Origin of the sequence: Sphingomonas sp., from assembly GCF_003248515.1 — a bacterium.
Taxonomy (GTDB): Bacteria; Pseudomonadota; Alphaproteobacteria; order Sphingomonadales; family Sphingomonadaceae; genus Sphingomonas_I.
Window position 1 is genome coordinate 369863 of sequence record NZ_QFOB01000001.1, and the last position, 20100, is coordinate 389962.

Below are 20100 nucleotides of genomic sequence, written 5' to 3' on the forward strand. Positions count from 1 at the left end.
TTTCAACCCTCAGAGAGTGGCCACAGCCGCCCGGCGATAGAGATCGAAGGTGGCGCGGGCGGCGGTGATCGCCTCCGCGATCCAGGCGTCGCCCGCCGCCGCCGCATCAAGCGCCGCCAGAAAGCCCCGCCACTCGCCCGGCAGATGCGTTTCGGACAGATAAGAGGCCGGCAGGCCCGGCGCGACGCGGCGGGAGAGCAGGCCGCCGCCCAGACGCGATCCTTCGATCACATAGGCCGCCCCGAAGCCCGACGCGCCCGTCCGTGGCAGATCGAACGGCAAGGGCGCGGGAAGATCGAGCCCCAGCGCCCGCAGATCGCTTTCGATCAGCGGCGCACGGGGGCGGAGCGGCGGCAATATCGCAAGCGACTCCAGTGCCGCCTCCACCGCGGGCAATGCCAGCGCGTGAGCGGCGAGGAAGCGCCCATAAGCTTCGCGATCCGCGAAATCGGTGACACCGAATGCGGCATCGACCAGATCATGATCCGAAGCGGTTGTGGCGCGGAGCTGTTGGACGGCACTCATCGCGCCGCCATGCCCCCGCGGCACCGTGACGTCCAGCCGAGACAAGAGAGCGTCGAACGATGTAGAATCAGCGGCATGCAACTCGACGACCAGCTTCTCCGCTATTTCGGGACCACCGACATCGCGGCCATCCCGCCGGCAACCCTGCAGGACGCGGCCGCCCGGATGCGAGTGGATCTCGGGCTGGAGCGGGACAAAGGCCGCCGCTTCGCGCTCTGGACGCTCCTTTATCTGCTGGGTGCGGCCCCGGATCTGGACGTCGCCTTTCCCGATCCCGCAGATCGGGAGGCGGCGCGCGATTTCATGGATCTGGCCGCCGCATCCGAAGAGGAATGAGACGTCAGGGCTGAATCGCGTAGACCACCTGAACGCGCACCTGCGTTTCGATCGGGCGGGCCATGATGTCCACCGCGATCGGCGGCGGCGGGGGAGGTGGCGGGGGAGCCGCGACGCGCTGGGCCGTCACCATGATCTCGTCATACGGTCCCGGCCCGTTGGAGCCGTTGTTCGACGCGCTCAGCAGCCGGCCAAGCCTGACTCCCGTGCCGGCCGCGATCGCTTCCGCCTGCTGCTTCGCATCCGCGAGCGCGGCTGCCGTGGCCTTCCGGCGGACATCGGTATCGTCGGCGAGGAAGAAGCGCTCGATGCGCGGGTTGCTGCCCCCCAGCCGGCCGATCAGCCCCACGATCGTGCCGGCATCCTTCACCGCATCGGTGCGGACATCCATCGTGAGATCCGCCGTATAGCCGATGATCGCGCATTCCCCGACCGACAGGCGTGGCGTGCCATAGGAATTGCGGTTGCAATCGCGACCACGCACCTCCGCGATCGAGACCTGGGATGCGCGCGACTGCGCCTTCGCCGTGAAGCCGCCCAGCCCCGTCTCGATCGCCTTGCGCCTCGCGACCATCGCCGAAACCGCCTCGTCACTCGTCGTGCCCTCCCCATGCACGCCATAGGCGATCGTCACGCGATCGGGAGCGGCCGAAGCGGTGCCGGTCCCCGCCACGATGATGCGGGGCTGCGGATCCTCCGCCGCCAGCGCCGGCGCGGCCGCCAGGGGGAGCAGGAACAGGCAAGGCAAGTGGCGAAAATTCACGACGAAAATCTCCCGCAGGCACGCGAAATCCCAAACATGCGAAGTCTAGGTCTGCCGCGCGTTCATGCAACTTTTGTGGACGCTCGCGGCGCCTTCCGCCAATGGGACTCTCTCAGGGGGAACCAAATATGGCCGGCGGAAGAGGCGCAGCTGCACCACGGGATCTGACGCTGGGGCCGATCACCCGCACGCTCCTGCTGTTCTCGCTCCCCACGCTGGGCGCGAACATCCTCCAGTCGCTCAACGGATCGATCAACACGATCTGGATCGGGCATTTCCTGGGCGAGGCGGCGATCGCGGCATCGAGCAACGCCAATATCGTGATGTTCCTGATGTTTTCGCTCGGCTTCGGCTTCGGCATGGCGACGACGATCCTGATCGGCCAGAGCATGGGCGCGCGCGATATCGTGGGCGCGCGCCGCGCGCTGGGCACCGGCATCGGCATCTTCGCGGCCATTTCCGTGCTGATCGCGATCATCGGCTGGTTCAGCGCGGGCGCCATCCTGCATGCCCTCGCCACCCCGCCGGACGCACTGCCGCTGGCGCTTGCCTATCTGCGCGTGATCTTCCTCGCGCTGCCGCCCATGTTCCTGACGCTGCTCGTCACGATGGGGCTGCGCGGCATCGGCGATGCGATCACGCCGCTGCGCTTCATGATCCTGAACGTGGTGCTGGATGCGGGGCTGAACCCCCTCTTCATCCTGGGATATGGCCCGATCCCGCGCATGGGCGTCGCCGGCGCCGCCACGGCCACGCTGATCGCCAATTATGTCGTGCTGATCGGCATCGTCGCCTACATCTACGCCAAGGATATCGGGATCCGGCTGCGGGGACCGGAGCTGCGCTTCCTGATCCCTGATCCGACGCTGCTAAAGGTGATCGCGGTCAAGGGCTTTCCGATGGGCGTCCAGATGCTGGTGATGACGCTTTCGGGCCTCGTCCTGGTCGGTCTCATCAACCGGCAGGGAGTGGACGTCGCCGCCGCTTATGGCGTGGCGCAGCTGCTGTGGACCTATGTGCAGATGCCGGCCATGGCGATCGGAGCAGCGGTTTCCGTCATGGCCGCCCAGAATATCGGCGCGGGCGCGTGGAGCCGGGTGGATGCGATCACACGATCGGGCCTGATGGTGAACCTGCTGCTGACGGGCGGCGTGGTAGCCCTGCTGCTGCTGTTCGACAGGCCGGCGCTGGCGCTGTTCCTCGGATCGGGCAGCCCGGCCATCCCGATCGCGCGGCACATCCAGTTCATCGCAAGCTGGAGCTTCATCCTGTTCGGGATCACGCTTGTCCTGTTCGCCACGGTGCGCGCGAACGGCGCGGTGATCGCGCCGCTGCTGATCCTCACGCTGGGCATCCTGATCGTGCGGGTGAGCTTCGCCTGGACCCTGCTGCCTTACGGGCAGGATATGCTGTGGTGGAGCTTTCCCGTGGGATCGGCGGTGACGGTGGCGCTCGCCTTGCTCTATTATCGCTTCGGCAACTGGCGAACACAGGGCATGATCGCTCGGACCGTGCAGGCCGAGGCGGCGGCGGATCAGCCGGCCGTTTCCGATGCCGGCCGATAGACCGCCCCCCGCGCAACCCTTCCAGCGATCGGAATCGTCGATCATGCCGTCCAGCGTCAGCAAGATCCCCGCCGCCCCGAGCGAGATCGCGAAGGAGCATTTCGCGTCCGAATTCTCGTTCGAAACCGATTGCTGGGACGTGCATGACGCCCTGGCCGGGTATCCGGACTTCGTGCTGCTCGACGTGCGCTCGCCGGCCTTGTTCGCGAAGGGACACGTTCCCGGCGCCATCAATCTTCCGCACGGCAAGATCATCGCGTCGAAGCTGGGCGAGTGGCCCGCCGAGACGCTGTTCGTCACCTATTGCGCAGGCCCCCACTGCAACGGCGCCGCGCGCGGCGCGCTGCGGCTGGCGGAGCTGGGGCGGCCGGTGAAGATCATGGCCGGCGGAATCACCGGCTGGATCGACGAAGGTTTCGCCCTGGCGGAGGGTGAAGCCTGAGGCACGCTTTCGCCGGAGATCATCCGGCGGAATGACATGATCGCCACGCGCGGCCGGCGATGCGGCCTTTGCGCGAGGCGATCAGCGATCTCAGGAAAGGCCGAGCGCGGCCTTGTACGTATCCAGCAGCGCCTCGGCCTCGTCGCGCGCATGCTTCTCCATCTTCCGGAGACGCACGATCGCGCGCATAGTCTTGGCATCATAGCCCTGGCTCTTCGCTTCGTTGTAAACGTCGCGAATATCGTCGGCCATGCCCTTCTTCTCTTCCTCGAGGCGCTCGATGCGCTCGATGAACAGGCGAAGCTGCTCTGCCGCGATGAGGTCGGACATGATGATGCGAATCCCTAATGGCTGTAATTCAGGCGAGCGGCGGCGACTAAGCATGTCGTGGCCGCTGCGCAAGCTTCGGGCACGATCATCGACATGCCGCCGCACCGGGAGCAGCCGACATCAAATTTGCAGGATACGGGCAAGAAATACCACCACCCTGCGAGATACCGTCAAATATTCCGATCGCAGCACCGGTTTCGCCACGCCACTGTTGACGGCCGGGGGGCGAGCGGCTCATGTGCGTTGAACGGCGGAGATGACCGCCCCGCCTCTCTCTCGACCGGACCCGTGTGACCTTGCCCAGCGCCCTGCCCTCGCCCGATGAAGAGCGCGCGCCGCGCGTGATCGAGCGGATCGACGTGGGCCAGGCGATCAGCCTCACCGAATTGTTCACCATCGGGATCGGGCCTTCGAGTTCGCACACCGTAGGCCCGATGCGGGCAGCGCGCGATTTCGCGGAGCGGGCGATCGCGGCAGGCGAGGTGACCGGCGTCCGCGCCGAATTGTTCGGATCGCTGGCACTTACCGGGCACGGCCACGCGACCGATATCGCGGTGCTGCTGGGCCTGTGCGGGGAAGCGCCCGAGACGGTGGATCCCGATCGCATCGCGCAAGACGTTGCCGCGATTCGCGAAGAGCGGAGCCTGCTGCTGGGCGGCACCCGGCCGATCCCTTTCGTGGAATCGAGCGATCTGCTGTTCCACAAGGGCCGTTTCCTCGAAGGGCATGCCAATGCGGTGCGCTTCACCGCCAACCATGCGGACGGCAGCAGCGAGGCGGCGACATATTTCTCGATCGGCGGCGGCGTGATCCTGCGCGAGGGCGAGCCGCCGCTGCGCGTGAATTTCACGCTGCCGCATCCTTTCAGCTCGGCCGAGGAACTGCTCCGGATCGGCGAGAAGACCGGGCTTTCGATCGGCCAGATCGTGGATGCGAACGAACTGGCCTGGCGGCCCGCCGCCGAAACCGAGAATTTTCTCGACGCGGTGCGCGGGGCGATGATCGATTGCATCGATCGCGGGCTGAAGGGCGAGGGCATCCTGCCCGGCGGCCTCAATGTCCGCCGTCGCGCGCGCGATCTCCACGCCCGCCTGCTCGCGCGCGGGCCGCGCAGCGATCCCTCAGCGGTGTTCGAATGGGTCAGCCTCTGGGCGCTCGCCGTGAACGAGGAGAATGCCGCCGGCGGGCGTGTCGTGACCGCGCCCACCAATGGCGCCGCCGGCGTGCTCCCCGCCGTGCTCAAATATTATGAGGTCTTTTCGGCTGCCCCCACCCGCGCGGGCAGTCGCCTGCTGCTGACGACGGCGGCGGCGATCGGCTTCCTCTACAAGAAGCGCGCCTCCATCTCGGCCGCCGAGATGGGCTGCCAGGGCGAAGTGGGCGTCGCCTGCTCGATGGCGGCCGCCGGGCTGGCGGCGGCGCTCGGCGCCACCAATGCCCAGATCGAAAATGCGGCCGAGATCGGCATGGAACATAATCTGGGCCTCACTTGCGATCCGATCGGCGGCCTCGTCCAGATACCCTGCATCGAGCGCAACACGATGGGCGCGATCAAGGCGATCAATGCCGCCTATCTCGCGCTCCATGGCGATGGCCGCCACATCGTAAGCCTCGATGCCGTGATCGAGACGATGCGCCAGACCGGCGAGGACATGCGTTCCCAATATAAGGAAACGAGCCTCGGCGGCCTCGCGGTGAACGTGGTGGAATGCTGAGCGCGCACGACGGCAGACCGCGCTTCGCCCCCTTCTGAGGGAGGGCGGCACCCCGTCGCGGTTGCGGCGCGTTAACGTGCGTGATACCGCGCCGCGCGCTGCCTCCGGGGCCTTTCCCGGTGGCGCCTGCGGACACGCAGCGGGCCAGTCAGGATCTCGTTCCGGATGTCCAACGACGTCGCCGTTCAAGCCACTGCCGATCCGCTGGAGCCGTCGCTCGGCGCGGTGACGCACGCCCATAAGGAAGGGCTGGCGCGCCTCGCGGTGGGCGCGATCGGAATCGTCTTCGGCGATATCGGCACCAGCCCGCTCTACGCCTTCCGCGAGACATTCGCCGGCCACCATCAGCTGGCGCCGACGCCCGAAAACGTGCTGGGCGTGCTGAGCCTCATTTTCTGGTCGATGATGATCGTGGTGACGCTGAAATATGTCATCATCATCATGCGGGCGGATAATAAGGGCGAGGGCGGCAGCCTCGCCCTGCTCGCCCTGATCTCGCGATCGGGCTCCACCAAGGCGCGCTGGACAAAGGGGCTGGTGCTGCTGGGCGTGTTCGCCACAGCGCTTTTCTACGGCGACAGCATGATCACGCCGGCCATGTCCGTGCTGACGGCGGTGGAGGGCCTTGCCGTCGTCAATCATGGTTTCGCCCCGTTCGTGCTGCCGATCGCGCTCGCCATCCTGTTCGGCCTGTTCACGATCCAGTCGCGCGGCGTGGGCAAGGTGGGGCTGCTCTTCGGCCCCGTCATGATGCTGTATTTCATCGTGCTGGCGGTGCTGGGCATCGTGAATATCGTGGCGCAGCCCGGCGTCTTCTTTGCGCTGAACCCCTGGCATGCCGTCCGCTTCTTCCTCGATGACGGCGTCCGCGCCTTCCTCGCCATGGGCTCGGTGGTGCTGGCGGTGACGGGCGCGGAGGCGCTGTATGCCGATATGGGCCATTTCGGGCGCAAGCCGATCGGGGTTTCCTGGCTCGTCTTCGTGCTGCCCGCCCTGATGCTCAACTATCTGGGCCAGGGCGCGATGATCCTGGCGGCGACGCCCGAACAGGCGCTGGCGCTGGTTCACAACCCCTTCTTCCTGATGGCATCCGAACAGGTCCGTCTGCCGCTCGTGATCCTCGCCACGGTGGCGACGATCATCGCCAGCCAGGCCGTGATTTCGGGGGCCTTCTCCGTCACCCAGCAGGCGATCCAGCTCGGCTTCATGCCGCGCCTGCGCATCATCCACACCAGTTCCAGCGCCGCCGGCCAGATCTACATCCCCAGCATCAACTGGGCGCTGATGGTGATGGTCATGGTGCTCGTGATGATGTTCCGCAGCTCGTCCAACCTCGCCGCCGCTTATGGCATCGCCGTGTCCGGCGCGATGATGATCGACAGCTGCCTGATCGGCGTCGTCCTCTTCAGCCTGTGGAAGTGGAAGCCGTGGTTCGGCGCCCCCGTGCTGGCGGCGCTGCTGCTCGTCGATTTTGCCTATCTCGCCGCCAATCTCACCAAGGTGCCCGATGGCGGCTGGTTCCCGCTGCTGATCGGCTTCATGATCTTCACCCTGCTGACGACCTGGGCGCGCGGCCGCGCGCTGATGATCGCGCGGATGCGCGAGGCGACGATGCCGGTGGACGTGTTCGTGCGCTCGGCCGCGGGATCCGCCACGCGTGTATCCGGAACGGCCGTGTTCATGACATCAAGCGCGCATGGCGTGCCCCACGCGCTGCTCCACAATCTGAAGCACAACAAGGTGCTGCACGAGCGCGTGATCCTGCTGACAGTGAAGATCGAGGACGTGCCCTATCTCGATCTTTCGAAGCGGCTTTTTCTGGAGGATCTGGGCCAGGGCTTCTGGCGCCTCGTCGTCCGCTACGGCTTCATGGACGATCCCGACGTGCCGGCGGCGCTCGCGCGGACCACGGATTGCGGGCCGAGCTTCAAGATGATGGAGACCAGCTTCTTCCTCGCCCGGCAGACGCTGATCGCCTCCTCCCGGCCGGGTATGGCGCTGTGGCGGGAGAAGCTGTTCGCCTGGATGCTGCGCAACGCGGAAAGCGCGATGGAATTCTTCCGCCTGCCCACCAATCGCGTGGTGGAACTGGGCAGCCAGGTCGAGATCTGACGACCTTTAGCGGGAGAGCCTATTGATCCCCGCCGATCCCGCGCCGATCATCGTCGCAGCGCTGCTCGCGCCTGCCGATCTCGCCTGGCTCGATGGCCTGCGCCGCGCGCATTTCCCGCCAGAGCGCAACATGCTGCCCGCGCATCTCACGCTCTTCCATCATCTGCCGCCTTCCATCTCGGCGGAAGCCCGGCAGAGGATCGCCCGCCTCGCGCGCGCATCACCGCCCCCGGTGGCACGCGCTTCGGGCCTGATCCCGCTGGGGCGCGGCGTGGCGATCCGGATCACCTCCCCCGATCTGGAACGGATTCGGGGCGATCTCGCCGAAGACTTCGCCGGGCTGCTGACGCCACAGGATCAGGCCGGCTGGCGCCCGCATGTGACCATCCAGAACAAGGCTTCGCCCGAGGCGGCCCGCACGCTGCTCACCGAATTGCGCGCGGGCTTCCGCGAACGGCCCGTCGGGATCGCGGGCATCGCGACCTATTTCTATCGCGGCGGCCCGTGGGAGCCGCTGTCGCGCCACATGTTCGCCGGGCGCTGACCTCTTGCCCCAAGACCTCCCGCTTCAATCGATCTGGCCGATCCCATCGCAGCTGAGATCGAACGCCGCGAGGCCGGCATCGAGCAGCCCCGCCAGCGCCGGCATTTCGAGAAGCTGATCGATCGCGCTTTCCGAATCCGACTCGCGCGCCTCTTCCAGCGCGTCGTCCCATTCGCTAGCATCGTACGTCCCCCGCCCGACCCAGGCGAGCGCGAGAATTTCCTGGACCTGATCCTCGCCCAGATCATCGAGCAGGGCGGAAACCTCCTCCTCGATCGCCTCGTTGGCATCATCGTCCATCACCGCGAATTCGTCGTCCGAATCGGTGGGATCCTCCTCATCCTCGGTGTCGTTGGAAGGCACCTGCGCCTCCAGCTCGCGCGCGCGGATGATAAGACGACAGATCGTTTCCAGCGGCGTCAGCAAATCCATCCCTGGCCTCCATATCCGGACGAGGCGCGAACGAGGTGGCGGCGCTCCGGTTCCTTGATCGCATCGGATATGTTGACCGCGGCGCGACCCCTTCCTATAGGCGCGCCTCCGTCGAGGAAGTGGCGGGGTAGCTCAGCTGGTTAGAGCACGGGAATCATAATCCTGGGGTCGGGGGTTCAAGTCCCTCTCCCGCTACCATTTCCTCCGGATCGCGCCGCTCAGGCGGCAATGGCCTCCAGCTCCTCGGTCAACGCCATCCAGCCGGCTTCGGCCTGCTCGAGCGCCGCCGCTATGTCGGCATGCTTCTTCATCAGATCGCCCATGGAAAGCTTCGCATAAACGGGCTCGGCGCTCTTGGGATCGAACATGGCGCGATCGAGCGCGGACTTCTCAGCGGAGAGCTTGGCCATCTTCGCCTCCGCCTCGGTGACGCGCTTCTTCAGGGCCAGCGTTTTTTCGCGCGCCTCGGCGGTCGCGCGCTTGTCCTTGGGCTTGCTCTTAGCGCCGCCCTTGCCGCCTCCCTCCTTGGAGAGGATGAAGGCGGTATAATCCTCCAGGCTGCCGTCAAATTCGTTGGCACGCCCGCTATCCACCAGCACGAGGCGATCGGCCGTCATCTCCACCATGTGGCGATCGTGGCTGACGAGGATCACGGCGCCCTTATAGCCATTGAGCGCCTGCACCAGCGCCTCGCGCGCATCCACGTCGAGATGGTTGGTCGGCTCGTCGAGGATCAGCATGTGGGGCGCATCCCGCGTGATGAGCGCAAGCGCGAGCCGGGCCTTCTCCCCGCCGGACATCTTGCCGACCGCGCCCGTCGCCCGATCACCCGAGAAGCCGAATCGGCCGAGCTGCGCGCGCACGGCGGCGGGTGTCTTGCCCTTCATCACGCGCGTCATGTGCGCCAGCGGCGTATCGTGGCTGTCCAGCTCCTCCACCTGATATTGGGTGAAATAGCCGACCTTCATCTTGCCGGACGCATTCATCGCCCCGTCCATCGGCGCGAGCTGCGCGGCGAGCAGCCGGGCGAGCGTGGTCTTGCCATTGCCGTTGCGGCCCAGCAGCGCGACGCGATCGTCCGGATCGATCCGCAGATTGAGCCGCTCCAGGATCGGCGTGTCGCCATAGCCGACGCTGGCCAGATCCAGCGTGATGAGCGGCGGGCGAAGTTCCTCCGGATCCGGGAAATCGAAGCTGAGCGACGGATCATCGGCCAGTTCCGCGATCGGCTGCATCTTCGCCAGCATCTTGGCGCGCGACTGGGCCTGCTTGGCGGTGGAGGCGCGGGCGGAGTTGCGCGCGATATAACCCTGCAGTTTCTCGCGCTGGGCCTGTTGGTTGGCGCGGGCGGCGGCGGCCTGCGCGGCACGCTCGGCACGCTGACGCTCGAACGCATCATAGCCGCCCGCATAGAGCGTCACCTTGCCGCCCTGCAGGTGAAGGATGTTATCCACCACATTGTTGAGCAGATCACGCTCATGGCTGATGACGACCATCATCGCCGGATAGTTTTTGAGGAAGCTTTCCAGCCAGAGCGTCGCTTCCAGATCCAGATGGTTCGAAGGCTCGTCCAGCAGCAGCAGATCGGGATTGGAGAAGAGCAGGGCTGCCAGCGCCACGCGCATCTTCCAGCCGCCCGAATAGCTGTCGAGCGGACGCTTCTGCATCTCCTCGTCAAAGCCAAGGCCGACGAGGATCGTGGCGGCACGGGCCTCCGCCGTATAGGCATCGATCGCGATCAGCCGCTCATAGACATCGCCCAGCCGATCGGGATCCTCGCACGTCTCGCTCTCGATCAGCAGGGCCGCGCGTTCCGTATCGGCGGCCAGCACCGTTTCGATCGGCGTGGCGCTGCCGTGCGGTGCTTCCTGCGCGATATAGCCGATGCGCGTGCCTTTCGGCATCTCGATCGACCCGTTATCCGGATCGAGCATCCCCATCATCACCTTCATCAGCGTGGACTTGCCCGCGCCATTGCGGCCGATCAGGCCCACACGGGCCCTGGCCGGAAGCGTGGCGGAGGCGCTGTCGAGGATCGTGCGCCCGCCAAGGCGCACGGTGATGCCATTCAGGTTCAGCATGGCCGCGCGCCTAGCATGGTGCGGCGCGGGAGGGGAGAGGCTCCGGCCGATTGCGGCTCCCGGCATCCCGCTTCGTCCATCAATCATCCTACACGTGCCGTTAAGCCGGGCAGCCGCAGAAAGATGACGATGACGTGACAGAACCGGCAACCAGGCCCGGTCGATCAGGGGTTCCATCCGCCAGATGCCGTTTCGTGACACCGCCGAAGCAACGCCGACACTCCCGATCCGCCGCAACCTGCCGGATGTAGCCTCCGCAGCGATCCTGCCGGGCCACTGGCTGATCGGCGCGCTGAGCTTCAGCCTCGTCGCCTTCATCTGGCTGATGGTCTGGACGAACGAGACTGTCAGCCCGCTCGCGACGGGCACCGGCACGATCTGCGCGGCGGCGGTCATCATCGTGGCGGTGCGCTACGGCTTTCGCGATGCCGCCTCGGGCTGGCCCCGCGCCGCGCGCGATTTCAGCGAATATGTCGGCCTGTTCGGCGCTATCTGCCTGCTGGGCGCGATGGCGAGCTATCCGATCGCGACGATCAACCATGGCTTCGCGGACGCGCGCCTCGCCGCGATCGATCATGAGCTGCGCTTCGACTGGATCGCCTGGTACGATATGGTGGCCGCCCATCCCTCGCTGCAGTGGCTGGGACGCGGCGTCTATGACAGCATCTTCGTGACGCCTGCCATCCTGCTGGGCTATTTCGCCGCGACCGGCCGGCAGGGTGATGCCCGACAGTTCATCCTCTCCTTCTGGATCGCAGCGGTGCTGACGTTATCGCTGTTCAGCCTGATGCCGGCACAAGGCCCCCTCGCCTTTCTGTGGCGCGGGCCAGTGCCCTATATGCCGATCAGCGCGCTCTATCAGGCCGAGCTGATCCCGGCGCTGCGCGATCATGCCATGCACAGCATCGATCCCGGCCAGCTGCGCGGCCTCGTCTGCGCGCCGAGCTTCCATGCGGCGAGCGCGACCCTGTTCATCGCCACCGCCTGGCGCGCGGGCACGCTCCGCTGGCCACTCGCGACGCTGAACGTGGCGATGCTCGTGGCGACGCCGGTGGAGGGTACGCACTATTTCGCCGATCTGATCGCCGGGACCTTCGTGGCGCTCTTCGCGCTCGGCAGCGGCGCGGCGCTGGCGCGGCTGGCCGGACGGCGCACGACCACCATTACGGCCAACATCGGCGAAGGGATGACGGCTCCTCAGCCGTAGCGCCTTCGGAACTCCGTCGCCCACGCCGTCAGCCGCCCTTCCGCGATGGCACCGCGCAGGCCGGCCATGAGCTGCTGATAGAACCACAGATTATGCTCGGTCAGCAGCATCGCACCGAGCATTTCGCCCGCCTTCACCAGATGATGGAGATAGGCGCGGCTCCAGCCCGCAATCGGGCTTTCGGGATCGATCGGCGAAAGATCCTCGGCCCATTTCGCATTGCGGATGTTGACGGGGCCATTCCAGGTGAAGGCCTGCCCGTTCCGGCCCGATCGCGTCGGTAGCACGCAATCGAACATGTCGATGCCGCGTTCCACCGCGCCCACTATGTCCGTGGGCTTGCCGACCCCCATCAGATAGCGCGGCTTGGCCTCGTCCAGCGCCGCAGGCGCATGATCGAGGCAGGCGAACATCGCCTCCTGCCCCTCGCCCACGGCCAGGCCGCCGACCGCATAACCATCGAAGCCGATCTTCTTAAGAGCGGCCCCCGATGCGGCACGCAGTTCGGGATCGAGTGCGCCCTGCTGGATGCCGAAGATCGCGGCACGGGCGGCGTGCTCCGTGCCGGCATCGAACGCCGCCCGCGAACGCTCGGCCCAGCGCATCGAACGCGCCATGGCGGCGGCCTGCACCTCACGCGTCGCCGTGGTGGGGACGAGCTCATCAAAGGCCATCACGATATCCGATCCCAGCAGGCGCTGTATCTCGATCGAGCGCTCCGGGCTCAGCATATGCGCCGATCCGTCGAGATGGCTCTTGAAGGACACGCCTTCCTCGCTCCGCTTCGTGAGCGCGGAGAGGCTCATCACCTGATAGCCGCCACTATCGGTGAGGATCGGGCGATCCCAGCCGGACATGGCATGGAGCCCGCCCAGCCGCGCGACACGTTCCGCGCCGGGGCGCAGCATCAGATGATAGGTGTTGCCCAGGATGATGTCCGCGCCCGTTGCGCGCACATCGGCGGGCTTCATCGCCTTGACCGTGCCCGCCGTGCCGACGGGCATGAAGGCGGGCGTGCGGATCGTGCCGCGCTGCATGGCGATCTCGCCAAGGCGGCCCTTGCCGTCGGTCTTGTGAATCGTGAAGGCGAAACGGGGGGTGGCGCTCATTCCGGCCCCTTAGCCGCGCATGCGCGGGGCGTCACGTTTCGACGCCAGCCTCTTCCTGCGAACGCTGTGATGCGGAGCTGCGAGCGCCTCGCGCGAAGACTTCGCCCTTGCGGCCCCGATCAGAACTCCACTCGCCAATATTCGCCCTGCACCGGCTCGCCGAAATGATCGTGCATCTCGGTCCGCATCAGACGGAAACCCTTGGCGGCATAGATGCGCCGCGCGCTTGCCAGGATCGTGTGGGTCCAGAGCTCCATCGCCTCATAGCCCGCCTCCTTTGCGAAGCCGAGACACGCATCCACCAGCATTTCGCCCAGCCCGAGCCCGCGCGCGAACGGCTCTACATAAAGCAGCCGAAGCTTGGCCAGGCCGGGTGCGCCGCCATCCGTGCAGAAGACCGAGCCCGCCATGCGGCCCGCCACCTCGGCCACCCAGCATTGCTGGCGGCCGGGCCGGAAATCGCGCAGGAAGCCGGTCGTCACCTCGCCCAGCAGCACCTCCATCGGGCGGCCCCAACCCCATCCCTCGTCGTAGAGAATCGCCTGTCGCGCGGCGATCATCCCCATGTCTCCCGGGCGAAAGGCGCGGAGTGTGGCAGAGGGGCGAGGGGCCACCAACAGCGCCTGCGCCTGCCCCAGCGCATCGGTCGCGATCGTCCGCGCCGCCGGCGCCAGCGGCTCCAGCATGGCGAGCACGGCATCCCGCTGGCGCCGATCCAGATCGGCGAAGGTGGCGCGCCCCACCTCGGTCAACACGATGGGCCGGCGGCGCGCATCCACCGCATCGCGCGACCGCTCGATCCAGCCGCGGCTTTCGAAGCGCGCGAGAACCCGGCTGAGATAGCCCGCATCCATGCCCAGTGCCGCACCGAGATCGGTCGCCAGTGGCGCCCGGGCAGCGTGCGCGATCTCGAACAGGAGCCTCGCCTCGGGCAGCCCCATCTCGCTATCCAGAAAGCGCGGTGCCAGCGCGCCGATGCGCTGGGTGTAGAAGCGGCTGAAGGCGCGAACGGTTTCGATCTGATCCATGAGGCCGATGAATGAACGATAATAGTTGATTTAGTCAAATATTATCGTTCATTCATCGGCTTGCCGTGATGGCCATCGGCGGGATGATGATGGGGATTGAACCCGTGCTCCACCCATTCTGCCGATCCGACGACCGGCCATCGCTCGCCCCGTGCCCATCTCGATAGCATATTGCCACCCATGCCCGGCGACAGCCGGAGCACATGGGCATCATTTTCCGAAAAAACGGTTCCAGTCGGCTCCGTTTGGCGACTGGCCTGCTTGCCTCACGGCAGCAGCAGAGACGCGTCTCCGTAAGAATAGAAGCGATATTCCTGCGCGATCGCATGGGCATAAGCGGCCTGCATCCGATCCAGCCCCATCAGCGCGGACACGAGCATGAAAAGCGTGGACTTGGGCAGGTGGAAATTGGTCATCAGGCCATCGATGCCGCGAAAGCGATAACCCGGCGTGATGAAGATGGCTGTGTCGCCCTCGAACGGCCGGATGATCCCGTCCTCGCCGGCCGCGCTTTCGATCAGGCGAAGGCTGGTCGTGCCGACGGCGATCAGGCGGCCGCCACCGGCGCGGGCCGTATTGAGGCGATCGGCGGTGGCGGCGTCGATCCGGCCCCATTCGGCGTGCATCGCATGATCGCCCGTATCCTCTGCCTTTACCGGCAGGAACGTGCCCGCGCCGACATGCAGCGTCAGCGTGGCATGGCCGATCCCCCGCGCCTCCAGCGCCGCCATCAGCGCGGGCGTGAAGTGCAGCGCCGCGGTCGGCGCGGCGACGGCGCCGGGCTCGTTGGCGAACATCGTCTGATAATCATCCGCATCGCGCGCATCGGTCGGCCGCTTGGCGGCGATATAGGGCGGCAGCGGCATCCGACCGGCGCGGCCGAGCAGAAGCTCCACCGGCTCATCGCCTTCGAAATGCAGCAGGATCGAGCCATCCGCGTGACGCGCCTCGGCAATGGCCGCGACGCCTTCGCCAAATTCGATCCGGTCACCAATGCGGACGCGCTTGGCGTTGCGAACGAAGGCGATCCAGCTGCGCGGCCCTTCGCGCTTGTGGAGCGTGGCCCCGATCCGCGCATCCCCTCGACGCCCCTCCAGCTGGGCGGGAATCACGCGCGTATCATTGAAGATCAGGCAATCGCCGGGCTGGAGCAGGCCGGGCAGATCGCGCACGATCGCATCAGCCGTTCCGGCGCCATCGAGCACCAGCATCCGCGCCGCATCCCGCGGAGAAGCGGGACGCAGGGCGATGCGATCATTGGGAAGATCGAAATCGAAGAGGTCGACGCGCATCCGCTACGCCCGGCGTGCGGCCGTCACTGCTGGCGGGCGGGCGCCTTGGCAGGCGGGGTGCCCTTGGAAGGCAGCGTGGTCGGCAGGCCAAGCTTGGCCGCGAGATCAGGCGCGGGCGCCGAGGCCACGGGCGGCGTGGCGGGGTCTTCCGGCGGCGCGCCGACCCAGACGCGCACCATCCTGGTGGGGTTCGCCGGCGGCTCGCCCTTCTCGATCCCGTCGGCATAGGCCATGCCCTGAAAGACACGGCCGACGATCGTATATTTCATGTCGAGCGTCAGATTAGGCGAAAGCATAATGTAGAACTGGCTGTTCGCACTATCCGGATCGCTGGCGCGCGCCATTGCCATCACGCCGCGCACATGCGGCAGATCGTTGAATTCGGCCTTGATATCGGGGAGGTCGGAGCCGCCCTCGCCCGTGCCCTTGGGATCGCCGCCCTGCGCCATGAAGCCGTCAATCACGCGATGGAAAGTCAGCCCATCATAGAAATGACGCTCGGCCAGCGTCTTCAGCCGCTCCACGGCAAGCGGCGCCTTGTCCGGGCGCAGCAGGATCGAGACGACGCCACCGGTGGAAAGCTGGATGTTGAGGATATTGGCCGGATCGGCCTTCGGCGCGGCCGCGTTCACGCTGGTGACGGGCGGCGCCTTGGGCTCGGCGAGGCCCGACGGCCCGGTCGCCTGCGCCAGCAGGGGGCCGGCGGACATCATCGCGACCGCACAGGCTATCCATTTCACCAACACGCGCATGCGAGGAACCTCTTCAGATGATCAGCGACCGATACGCGCGAGCGTCTCGGCACGGACGGCGGGCGTGACGAAGCCGGATATGTCGCCGCCGCCGCGCGCAATCTCCTTGACGAGCGTCGAGGAGATGGGCTGCAAGGCCGGCTCCGCGACGAGAAACACCGTATCGACATTCGCGACCAGCCGCCGGTTCATGCCCGCCATCGGCGCCTCATAATCGAAATCCGTGCCGCTGCGCAGTCCGCGCACGATCGCGCTCGCCCCCACATCCGCCGCGACATCCACGAGCAGGCCTGAACAGGCGATGACTTCGATCGCCCCCGGCAGCGACGCCACCTCGCGCGCGAGCAGTGCCAACCGCTCCTCCAGCGTGAACAGCGGGGATTTCGCAGCGTTGGTGAAGACGCCGACTACCAGCCGATCGAACAGCAGGGCCGCCCGCCCGATAATGTCCATATGGCCGAGCGTTGGAGGATCGAAGGTGCCGGGATAAACCGCGATGCGGCTCACCGGTCACGCTCGACGACGTAGCGGGCAATAGCGCGAAGCAGATCCGCTTCCGCACCGAAACTGGCGAGATGGCCGATCGCCTGATCGACCAACATCCGCGCCTGGGAGCGCGCCCGATCGATGCCGAGCAGCGAAACGAACGTCGCCTTCCCGGCATTCGCATCCTTGCCGACAGCCTTGCCGGTCAGCTCTTCCTGGCCTTCCACATCGAGCAGATCATCCGCGATCTGGAAAGCAAGGCCGATATCACGGGCATAGCCGCGCAAGGGGCGACGGCCTTCCGGCGGAACATGGCCGAGGATCGCCCCCGCTTCCAAACAGAAGCTGATCAGCGCGCCGGTCTTCAGTTGCTGGAGCTTCGTGACGGTCGGCAGATCGAAGGTTTCGGTTTCCGCGACGAGATCCATCATCTGCCCGCCGGCCATGCCGGCCGGGCCGCTCGCCCGCGCAAGCTCGCTCACCAGCTCGGCACGGATGAAGGGATCGGCGTGTGTTTCCGGCTCGGCGAGAACCTCGAAGGCGAGCGCGTGCAGCGAATCACCGGCCAGCACCGCCGTCGCCTCGTCAAAGGCGCGGTGCACGGTGGGGCGGCCGCGGCGCATGTCGTCATCGTCCATGCACGGCATGTCGTCGTGGATCAGGCTGTAGACGTGGACGCATTCGATCGCGAGGCCGACGCGCAGAGAGCAGGCGGGATCCACCTTGAACAGATCGGCAGAGGCCCGAACGAGCAGCGGGCGCAATCTCTTGCCGCCGCCGATCGCGGCATGGCGCATCGCCTCATAAAGGCTGCGGCGCGGATCGGCCGGAATCGCCAGCAGGCGATCAAACGCCCGGTCGACATCCTCAGCGACCTGGTTCATCGCCGCTTTCAGACCAAGCTCCATGCCCGCTCCCATCCCCAACTCAGCCGGCGTCGAAGGCGGCGGTGCCGCGCGGCGCGCCATCGGGGCCAAGCGTGATCTTCTCGATGCGGGCCTGCGCGGATTGCAGCCGCTCCTCGCATTTCGCTCGAAGCGTCGCGCCCTCCGTATAGAGCGAGATCGATTCCTCGAGGCTCGCCTCGCCGCTTTCGAGGCGATGCACGATCGCCTCCAGGCGCTTGAGCGCATCCTCGAAGGAAAGATCGGCGAGAGTGGCGGGATCGGTCATCGGGCGGGCCGGGTTGTGGCGAGGGGCCGCTTGGGGGTCAAGCGATCCGGACCCCCGCTCAGCTCCGCTTGCCGAAAAGGGCGTCGACGTCGGATATCACCGAATCCGTGCCGCCCGTGTGCACATTGTCGCGCTCGTTGCGCAGCTGCTCGATCAGCGCCTCGCGATCACCCTCCAGGCGCGTGTCGGTGGGCGCCTCGATGCCGGCGGCCTTCGCGGCCTTGGCGACGACGGCATCCAGCTCCCGCTGGCTGGTCAGGCCCAGGGTCACCGGGTCCTTCGGCGTGATGTTGGCGATGTTCCAGTGGCTGCGATCGCGGATCGCGGCGATCGTGGTGCGCGTCGTGCCGATCAGCAGCGAGATCTGGCCGTCCGACACTTCCGGATGATTGCGGATGATCCAGGCGATGCCGTCCGGCTTGTCCTGCCGCTTGGAGACCGGCGTGTAGCGCGGCCCCTTGGTGCGGCGCTGCTGCTCCGGTCCCTTCAGGATCTGGAGACGATAGTTCGGGTCCTTCTGGCCCTTCTCGATCTCCTCCATCGTCAGTTCGTGCGCGCGGAGCGGATCGCGCCCGGTGAGCTTGGTGGCGGCCATGTCATCGGCGATGGCCTGGACTTCCAGGATGTGGAGCCCGCAGAATTCGGCGATCTGCTGAAAGCTGAGGGACGTATTGTCGACCAGCCACGAGGCGGTCGCATGGGGCATGAGCGGCTGAGCCACGAGCGGCATCCTCCAGATAAAGAAAGGGCCGCCCCAACGGAGCGGCCTGAATATGGCATCAGATGTAGATGGAGCGGGGCTTGCAGGCAAGTCTCTGGCGGGACGGACCGGATCGGCAACGCCGCCACGCCCCCGAATGCGCCGGCTGGCGACGGGCAACGAACCACGCTAGAGGGACGCCGATCCCATCAGCGAGACAAGCGAGACGCAGCCGCCATGGCCGGCCATTCCAAATTCAAGAACATCATGCACCGGAAGGGCGCGCAGGATAAGAAGCGTGCCGTTCTCTTCTCCAAGCTCAGCCGCGAAATCACGGTGGCGGCGCGCGCGGGCCTGCCCGACATCAACATGAATGCGCGCCTGCGTTCGGCCGTGATCGCCGCGCGCAAGGATGGCATGCCCAAGGACAATATCGAGCGCGCCATCAACAAGGCGGCCGGCGGCGAGGGCGAGAATTACGAAGAGATCCGCTATGAAGGCTTCGGCCCGGGCGGTGTCGCGCTGATCGTCGAGACGCTGACGGACAATCGCAACCGCACCGCCACCAATGTGCGCCTCGCTTTCTCCAAGAATGGCGGCAATCTGGGCGCGCCGAATGCCGTGAGCCACGGCTTCGATCGGCTGGGCCTGATCAACTATCCCGTGTCCGCCGGCGATGCCGAAAAGGTGTTCGAAGCGGCGCTGGAAGCCGGTGCCGATGATGTCGAGAGCAATGACGATGGCCATTCCATCTGGACCTCGACCGATGCGCTCCACGAAGTCGCCAAGGCGATCGAGCCCGTTCTGGGTGAACCGGAAGGCATCAAGCTCGCCTGGCGCCCGCAGACGCAGGTCACGGTGGACGAGGATGCCGCCGGCACGCTGATGAAGCTGATCGACGCGCTCGAGGACGATGACGACGTCCAGACCGTGTGGGGCAATTATGACGTGCCCGACGAGATCATGGAGAAGCTGGGCTGATCCAGCCGGACGCCCGGAAGCGGCGATGCTGATCCTCGGCCTCGATCCGGGCCTTGGCACCACTGGCTGGGGCGTCATCCGCGCCGATGGCAACCGGCTGACGCACATCGCCAACGGGCAGATCCGCACCGATGCCTCCATGGCGCTGCCTCGCCGGCTTGCCCTGCTGCATGGCGCGATCGTCGAGGTGGTGCGGGCGCACCGGCCCGAAGGTGCGGCGGTGGAGGAAGTGCTCGGCAATTCCAACGCGCAATCCACGCTGAAGCTGGGTCAGGCGCGCGGCATGGCCCTGCTCGCCGCCGCGCAGGCCGATCTCGTCATCGGCGAATATCATCCCAGCATCGTCAAGAAAGCGGTGGTCGGCACGGGCGGGGCGGAAAAGAAGCAGGTGCAGGCGATGGTCGCGCGGCTTCTGCCGGGCGTGAAGCTGACCGGAGCGGACGCGGCGGACGCGTTGGCGGTGGCCATCACCCACGCGCATCACGTCGCAACGGCACGTCGCCTCATTCCCAGCCGCTCCTGATTCC

General features: G+C 66.5%; 22 protein-coding genes and 1 tRNA gene. 10 read left to right on the plus strand and 13 right to left on the minus strand.

Translation table 11 applies throughout. The annotated features are described in order from the left end of the window. Positions 1 to 9 precede the first annotated feature (9 nt). A complete protein-coding gene (locus DI605_RS01840) occupies positions 10 to 525 on the minus strand; it encodes a biliverdin-producing heme oxygenase (RefSeq protein ID WP_293968391.1) in 516 nt (171 codons plus the stop codon). A 75-nt stretch (positions 526 to 600) separates the two neighbouring features. On the opposite strand from DI605_RS01840, the gene DI605_RS01845 reads away from it, so the two are divergent. Continuing rightward, positions 601 to 861, plus strand: coding sequence for a hypothetical protein (locus tag DI605_RS01845; protein ID WP_293968393.1), 261 nt, complete (start codon positions 601 to 603; stop codon positions 859 to 861). Between the two features lie 4 nt (positions 862 to 865). Here DI605_RS01845 and DI605_RS01850 read toward each other — a convergent pair whose 3' ends face one another. Continuing rightward, positions 866 to 1624 carry an SIMPL domain-containing protein gene (locus tag DI605_RS01850; protein ID WP_293968395.1) on the minus strand — a complete coding sequence of 253 codons (759 nt, stop codon included), beginning with the start codon at positions 1622 to 1624 and terminating at the stop codon, positions 866 to 868. A 128-nt stretch (positions 1625 to 1752) separates the two neighbouring features. Here DI605_RS01850 and DI605_RS01855 point away from each other — a divergent pair, with 128 nt between their 5' ends. Both DI605_RS01855 and DI605_RS01860 read left to right on the plus strand, forming a co-directional pair. Continuing rightward, a complete protein-coding gene (locus DI605_RS01855; RefSeq protein ID WP_293968397.1) occupies positions 1753 to 3189 on the plus strand; it encodes an MATE family efflux transporter in 1437 nt (478 codons plus the stop codon). A 43-nt stretch (positions 3190 to 3232) separates the two neighbouring features. Next, entirely contained in the window at positions 3233 to 3631 is a 399-nt protein-coding gene (locus DI605_RS01860; protein ID WP_293968399.1) for a rhodanese-like domain-containing protein, read from the plus strand. 90 nt (positions 3632 to 3721) lie between these two features. On the opposite strand, the gene DI605_RS01865 is transcribed toward DI605_RS01860, so the two are convergent. Then, a complete protein-coding gene (locus DI605_RS01865; protein ID WP_293968401.1) occupies positions 3722 to 3961 on the minus strand; it encodes a DUF2312 domain-containing protein in 240 nt (79 codons plus the stop codon). Positions 3962 to 4302: 341 nt separating this feature from the next. Here DI605_RS01865 and DI605_RS01870 point away from each other — a divergent pair, with 341 nt between their 5' ends. The 3 genes from DI605_RS01870 (at position 4303) to DI605_RS01880 (ending at position 8332) form a co-directional block, all read left to right on the plus strand. Then, entirely contained in the window at positions 4303 to 5676 is a 1374-nt protein-coding gene (locus DI605_RS01870) for an L-serine ammonia-lyase (protein ID WP_293968872.1), read from the plus strand. Between the two features lie 165 nt (positions 5677 to 5841). Beyond that, complete coding sequence (locus tag DI605_RS01875) at positions 5842 to 7788, plus strand: potassium transporter Kup (RefSeq protein WP_293968403.1); 1947 nt, start codon at positions 5842 to 5844, stop codon at positions 7786 to 7788. 25 nt (positions 7789 to 7813) lie between these two features. Further along, the gene (locus tag DI605_RS01880; protein WP_293968874.1) at positions 7814 to 8332 is read left to right on the plus strand and encodes a 2'-5' RNA ligase family protein; all 519 of its coding nucleotides are present in this window, start codon (positions 7814 to 7816) and stop codon (positions 8330 to 8332) included. A gap of 24 nt (positions 8333 to 8356) precedes the next feature. Here the strand turns inward: DI605_RS01880 and DI605_RS01885 are convergent, their stop codons facing one another. Next, the gene (locus tag DI605_RS01885; protein ID WP_293968405.1) at positions 8357 to 8764 is read right to left on the minus strand and encodes a DUF3775 domain-containing protein; all 408 of its coding nucleotides are present in this window, start codon (positions 8762 to 8764) and stop codon (positions 8357 to 8359) included. Positions 8765 to 8885: 121 nt separating this feature from the next. Here DI605_RS01885 and DI605_RS01890 point away from each other — a divergent pair. Beyond that, positions 8886 to 8962 (plus strand) — tRNA-Met (locus DI605_RS01890). 20 nt (positions 8963 to 8982) lie between these two features. On the opposite strand, the gene DI605_RS01895 is transcribed toward DI605_RS01890, so the two are convergent. Continuing rightward, the gene (locus DI605_RS01895; protein WP_293968407.1) at positions 8983 to 10845 is read right to left on the minus strand and encodes an ABC-F family ATP-binding cassette domain-containing protein; all 1863 of its coding nucleotides are present in this window, start codon (positions 10843 to 10845) and stop codon (positions 8983 to 8985) included. Between the two features lie 184 nt (positions 10846 to 11029). On the opposite strand from DI605_RS01895, the gene DI605_RS01900 reads away from it, so the two are divergent. Beyond that, positions 11030 to 12052: a phosphatase PAP2 family protein gene (locus DI605_RS01900; protein WP_293968409.1), complete on the plus strand. Its 1023-nt coding sequence runs from the start codon at positions 11030 to 11032 to the stop codon at positions 12050 to 12052. Here DI605_RS01900 and tgt read toward each other — a convergent pair. The 8 genes from tgt to DI605_RS01940 form a co-directional block, all read right to left on the minus strand. Further along, entirely contained in the window at positions 12043 to 13161 is a 1119-nt protein-coding gene (gene tgt, locus DI605_RS01905; protein WP_293968411.1) for a tRNA guanosine(34) transglycosylase Tgt, read from the minus strand. The genes DI605_RS01900 and tgt overlap by 10 nt on opposite strands. 119 nt (positions 13162 to 13280) lie before the next feature. After that, positions 13281 to 14189, minus strand: coding sequence for a helix-turn-helix domain-containing GNAT family N-acetyltransferase (locus DI605_RS01910; protein WP_293968413.1), 909 nt, complete (start codon positions 14187 to 14189; stop codon positions 13281 to 13283). Between the two features lie 266 nt (positions 14190 to 14455). Further along, positions 14456 to 15481, minus strand: a complete 1026-nt coding sequence (gene queA, locus DI605_RS01915) for a tRNA preQ1(34) S-adenosylmethionine ribosyltransferase-isomerase QueA (RefSeq protein ID WP_293968415.1) — start codon at positions 15479 to 15481, stop codon at positions 14456 to 14458. Positions 15482 to 15504: 23 nt separating this feature from the next. Further along, positions 15505 to 16233 carry a peptidylprolyl isomerase gene (locus DI605_RS01920; RefSeq protein WP_293968417.1) on the minus strand — a complete coding sequence of 243 codons (729 nt, stop codon included), beginning with the start codon at positions 16231 to 16233 and terminating at the stop codon, positions 15505 to 15507. 21 nt (positions 16234 to 16254) lie between these two features. Further along, the gene (coaD, locus tag DI605_RS01925; protein WP_293968419.1) at positions 16255 to 16740 is read right to left on the minus strand and encodes a pantetheine-phosphate adenylyltransferase; all 486 of its coding nucleotides are present in this window, start codon (positions 16738 to 16740) and stop codon (positions 16255 to 16257) included. After that, entirely contained in the window at positions 16737 to 17627 is an 891-nt protein-coding gene (locus DI605_RS01930; protein ID WP_293968421.1) for a polyprenyl synthetase family protein, read from the minus strand. Before DI605_RS01930 ends, coaD begins: the two co-directional genes overlap by 4 nt. Before the next feature lie 19 nt (positions 17628 to 17646). After that, a complete protein-coding gene (locus DI605_RS01935) occupies positions 17647 to 17892 on the minus strand; it encodes an exodeoxyribonuclease VII small subunit (RefSeq protein ID WP_293968423.1) in 246 nt (81 codons plus the stop codon). Between the two features lie 58 nt (positions 17893 to 17950). Beyond that, positions 17951 to 18613 carry a DUF1013 domain-containing protein gene (locus DI605_RS01940; RefSeq protein ID WP_293968425.1) on the minus strand — a complete coding sequence of 221 codons (663 nt, stop codon included), beginning with the start codon at positions 18611 to 18613 and terminating at the stop codon, positions 17951 to 17953. 216 nt (positions 18614 to 18829) lie between these two features. On the opposite strand from DI605_RS01940, the gene DI605_RS01945 reads away from it, so the two are divergent. Together DI605_RS01945 and ruvC are read left to right on the plus strand one after the other, a co-directional pair. Further along, the gene (locus DI605_RS01945; protein WP_293968427.1) at positions 18830 to 19573 is read left to right on the plus strand and encodes a YebC/PmpR family DNA-binding transcriptional regulator; all 744 of its coding nucleotides are present in this window, start codon (positions 18830 to 18832) and stop codon (positions 19571 to 19573) included. A 25-nt stretch (positions 19574 to 19598) separates the two neighbouring features. Continuing rightward, positions 19599 to 20096, plus strand: coding sequence for a crossover junction endodeoxyribonuclease RuvC (gene ruvC, locus DI605_RS01950; protein ID WP_293968429.1), 498 nt, complete (start codon positions 19599 to 19601; stop codon positions 20094 to 20096). The last annotated feature ends 4 nt before the right edge of the window (positions 20097 to 20100 follow it).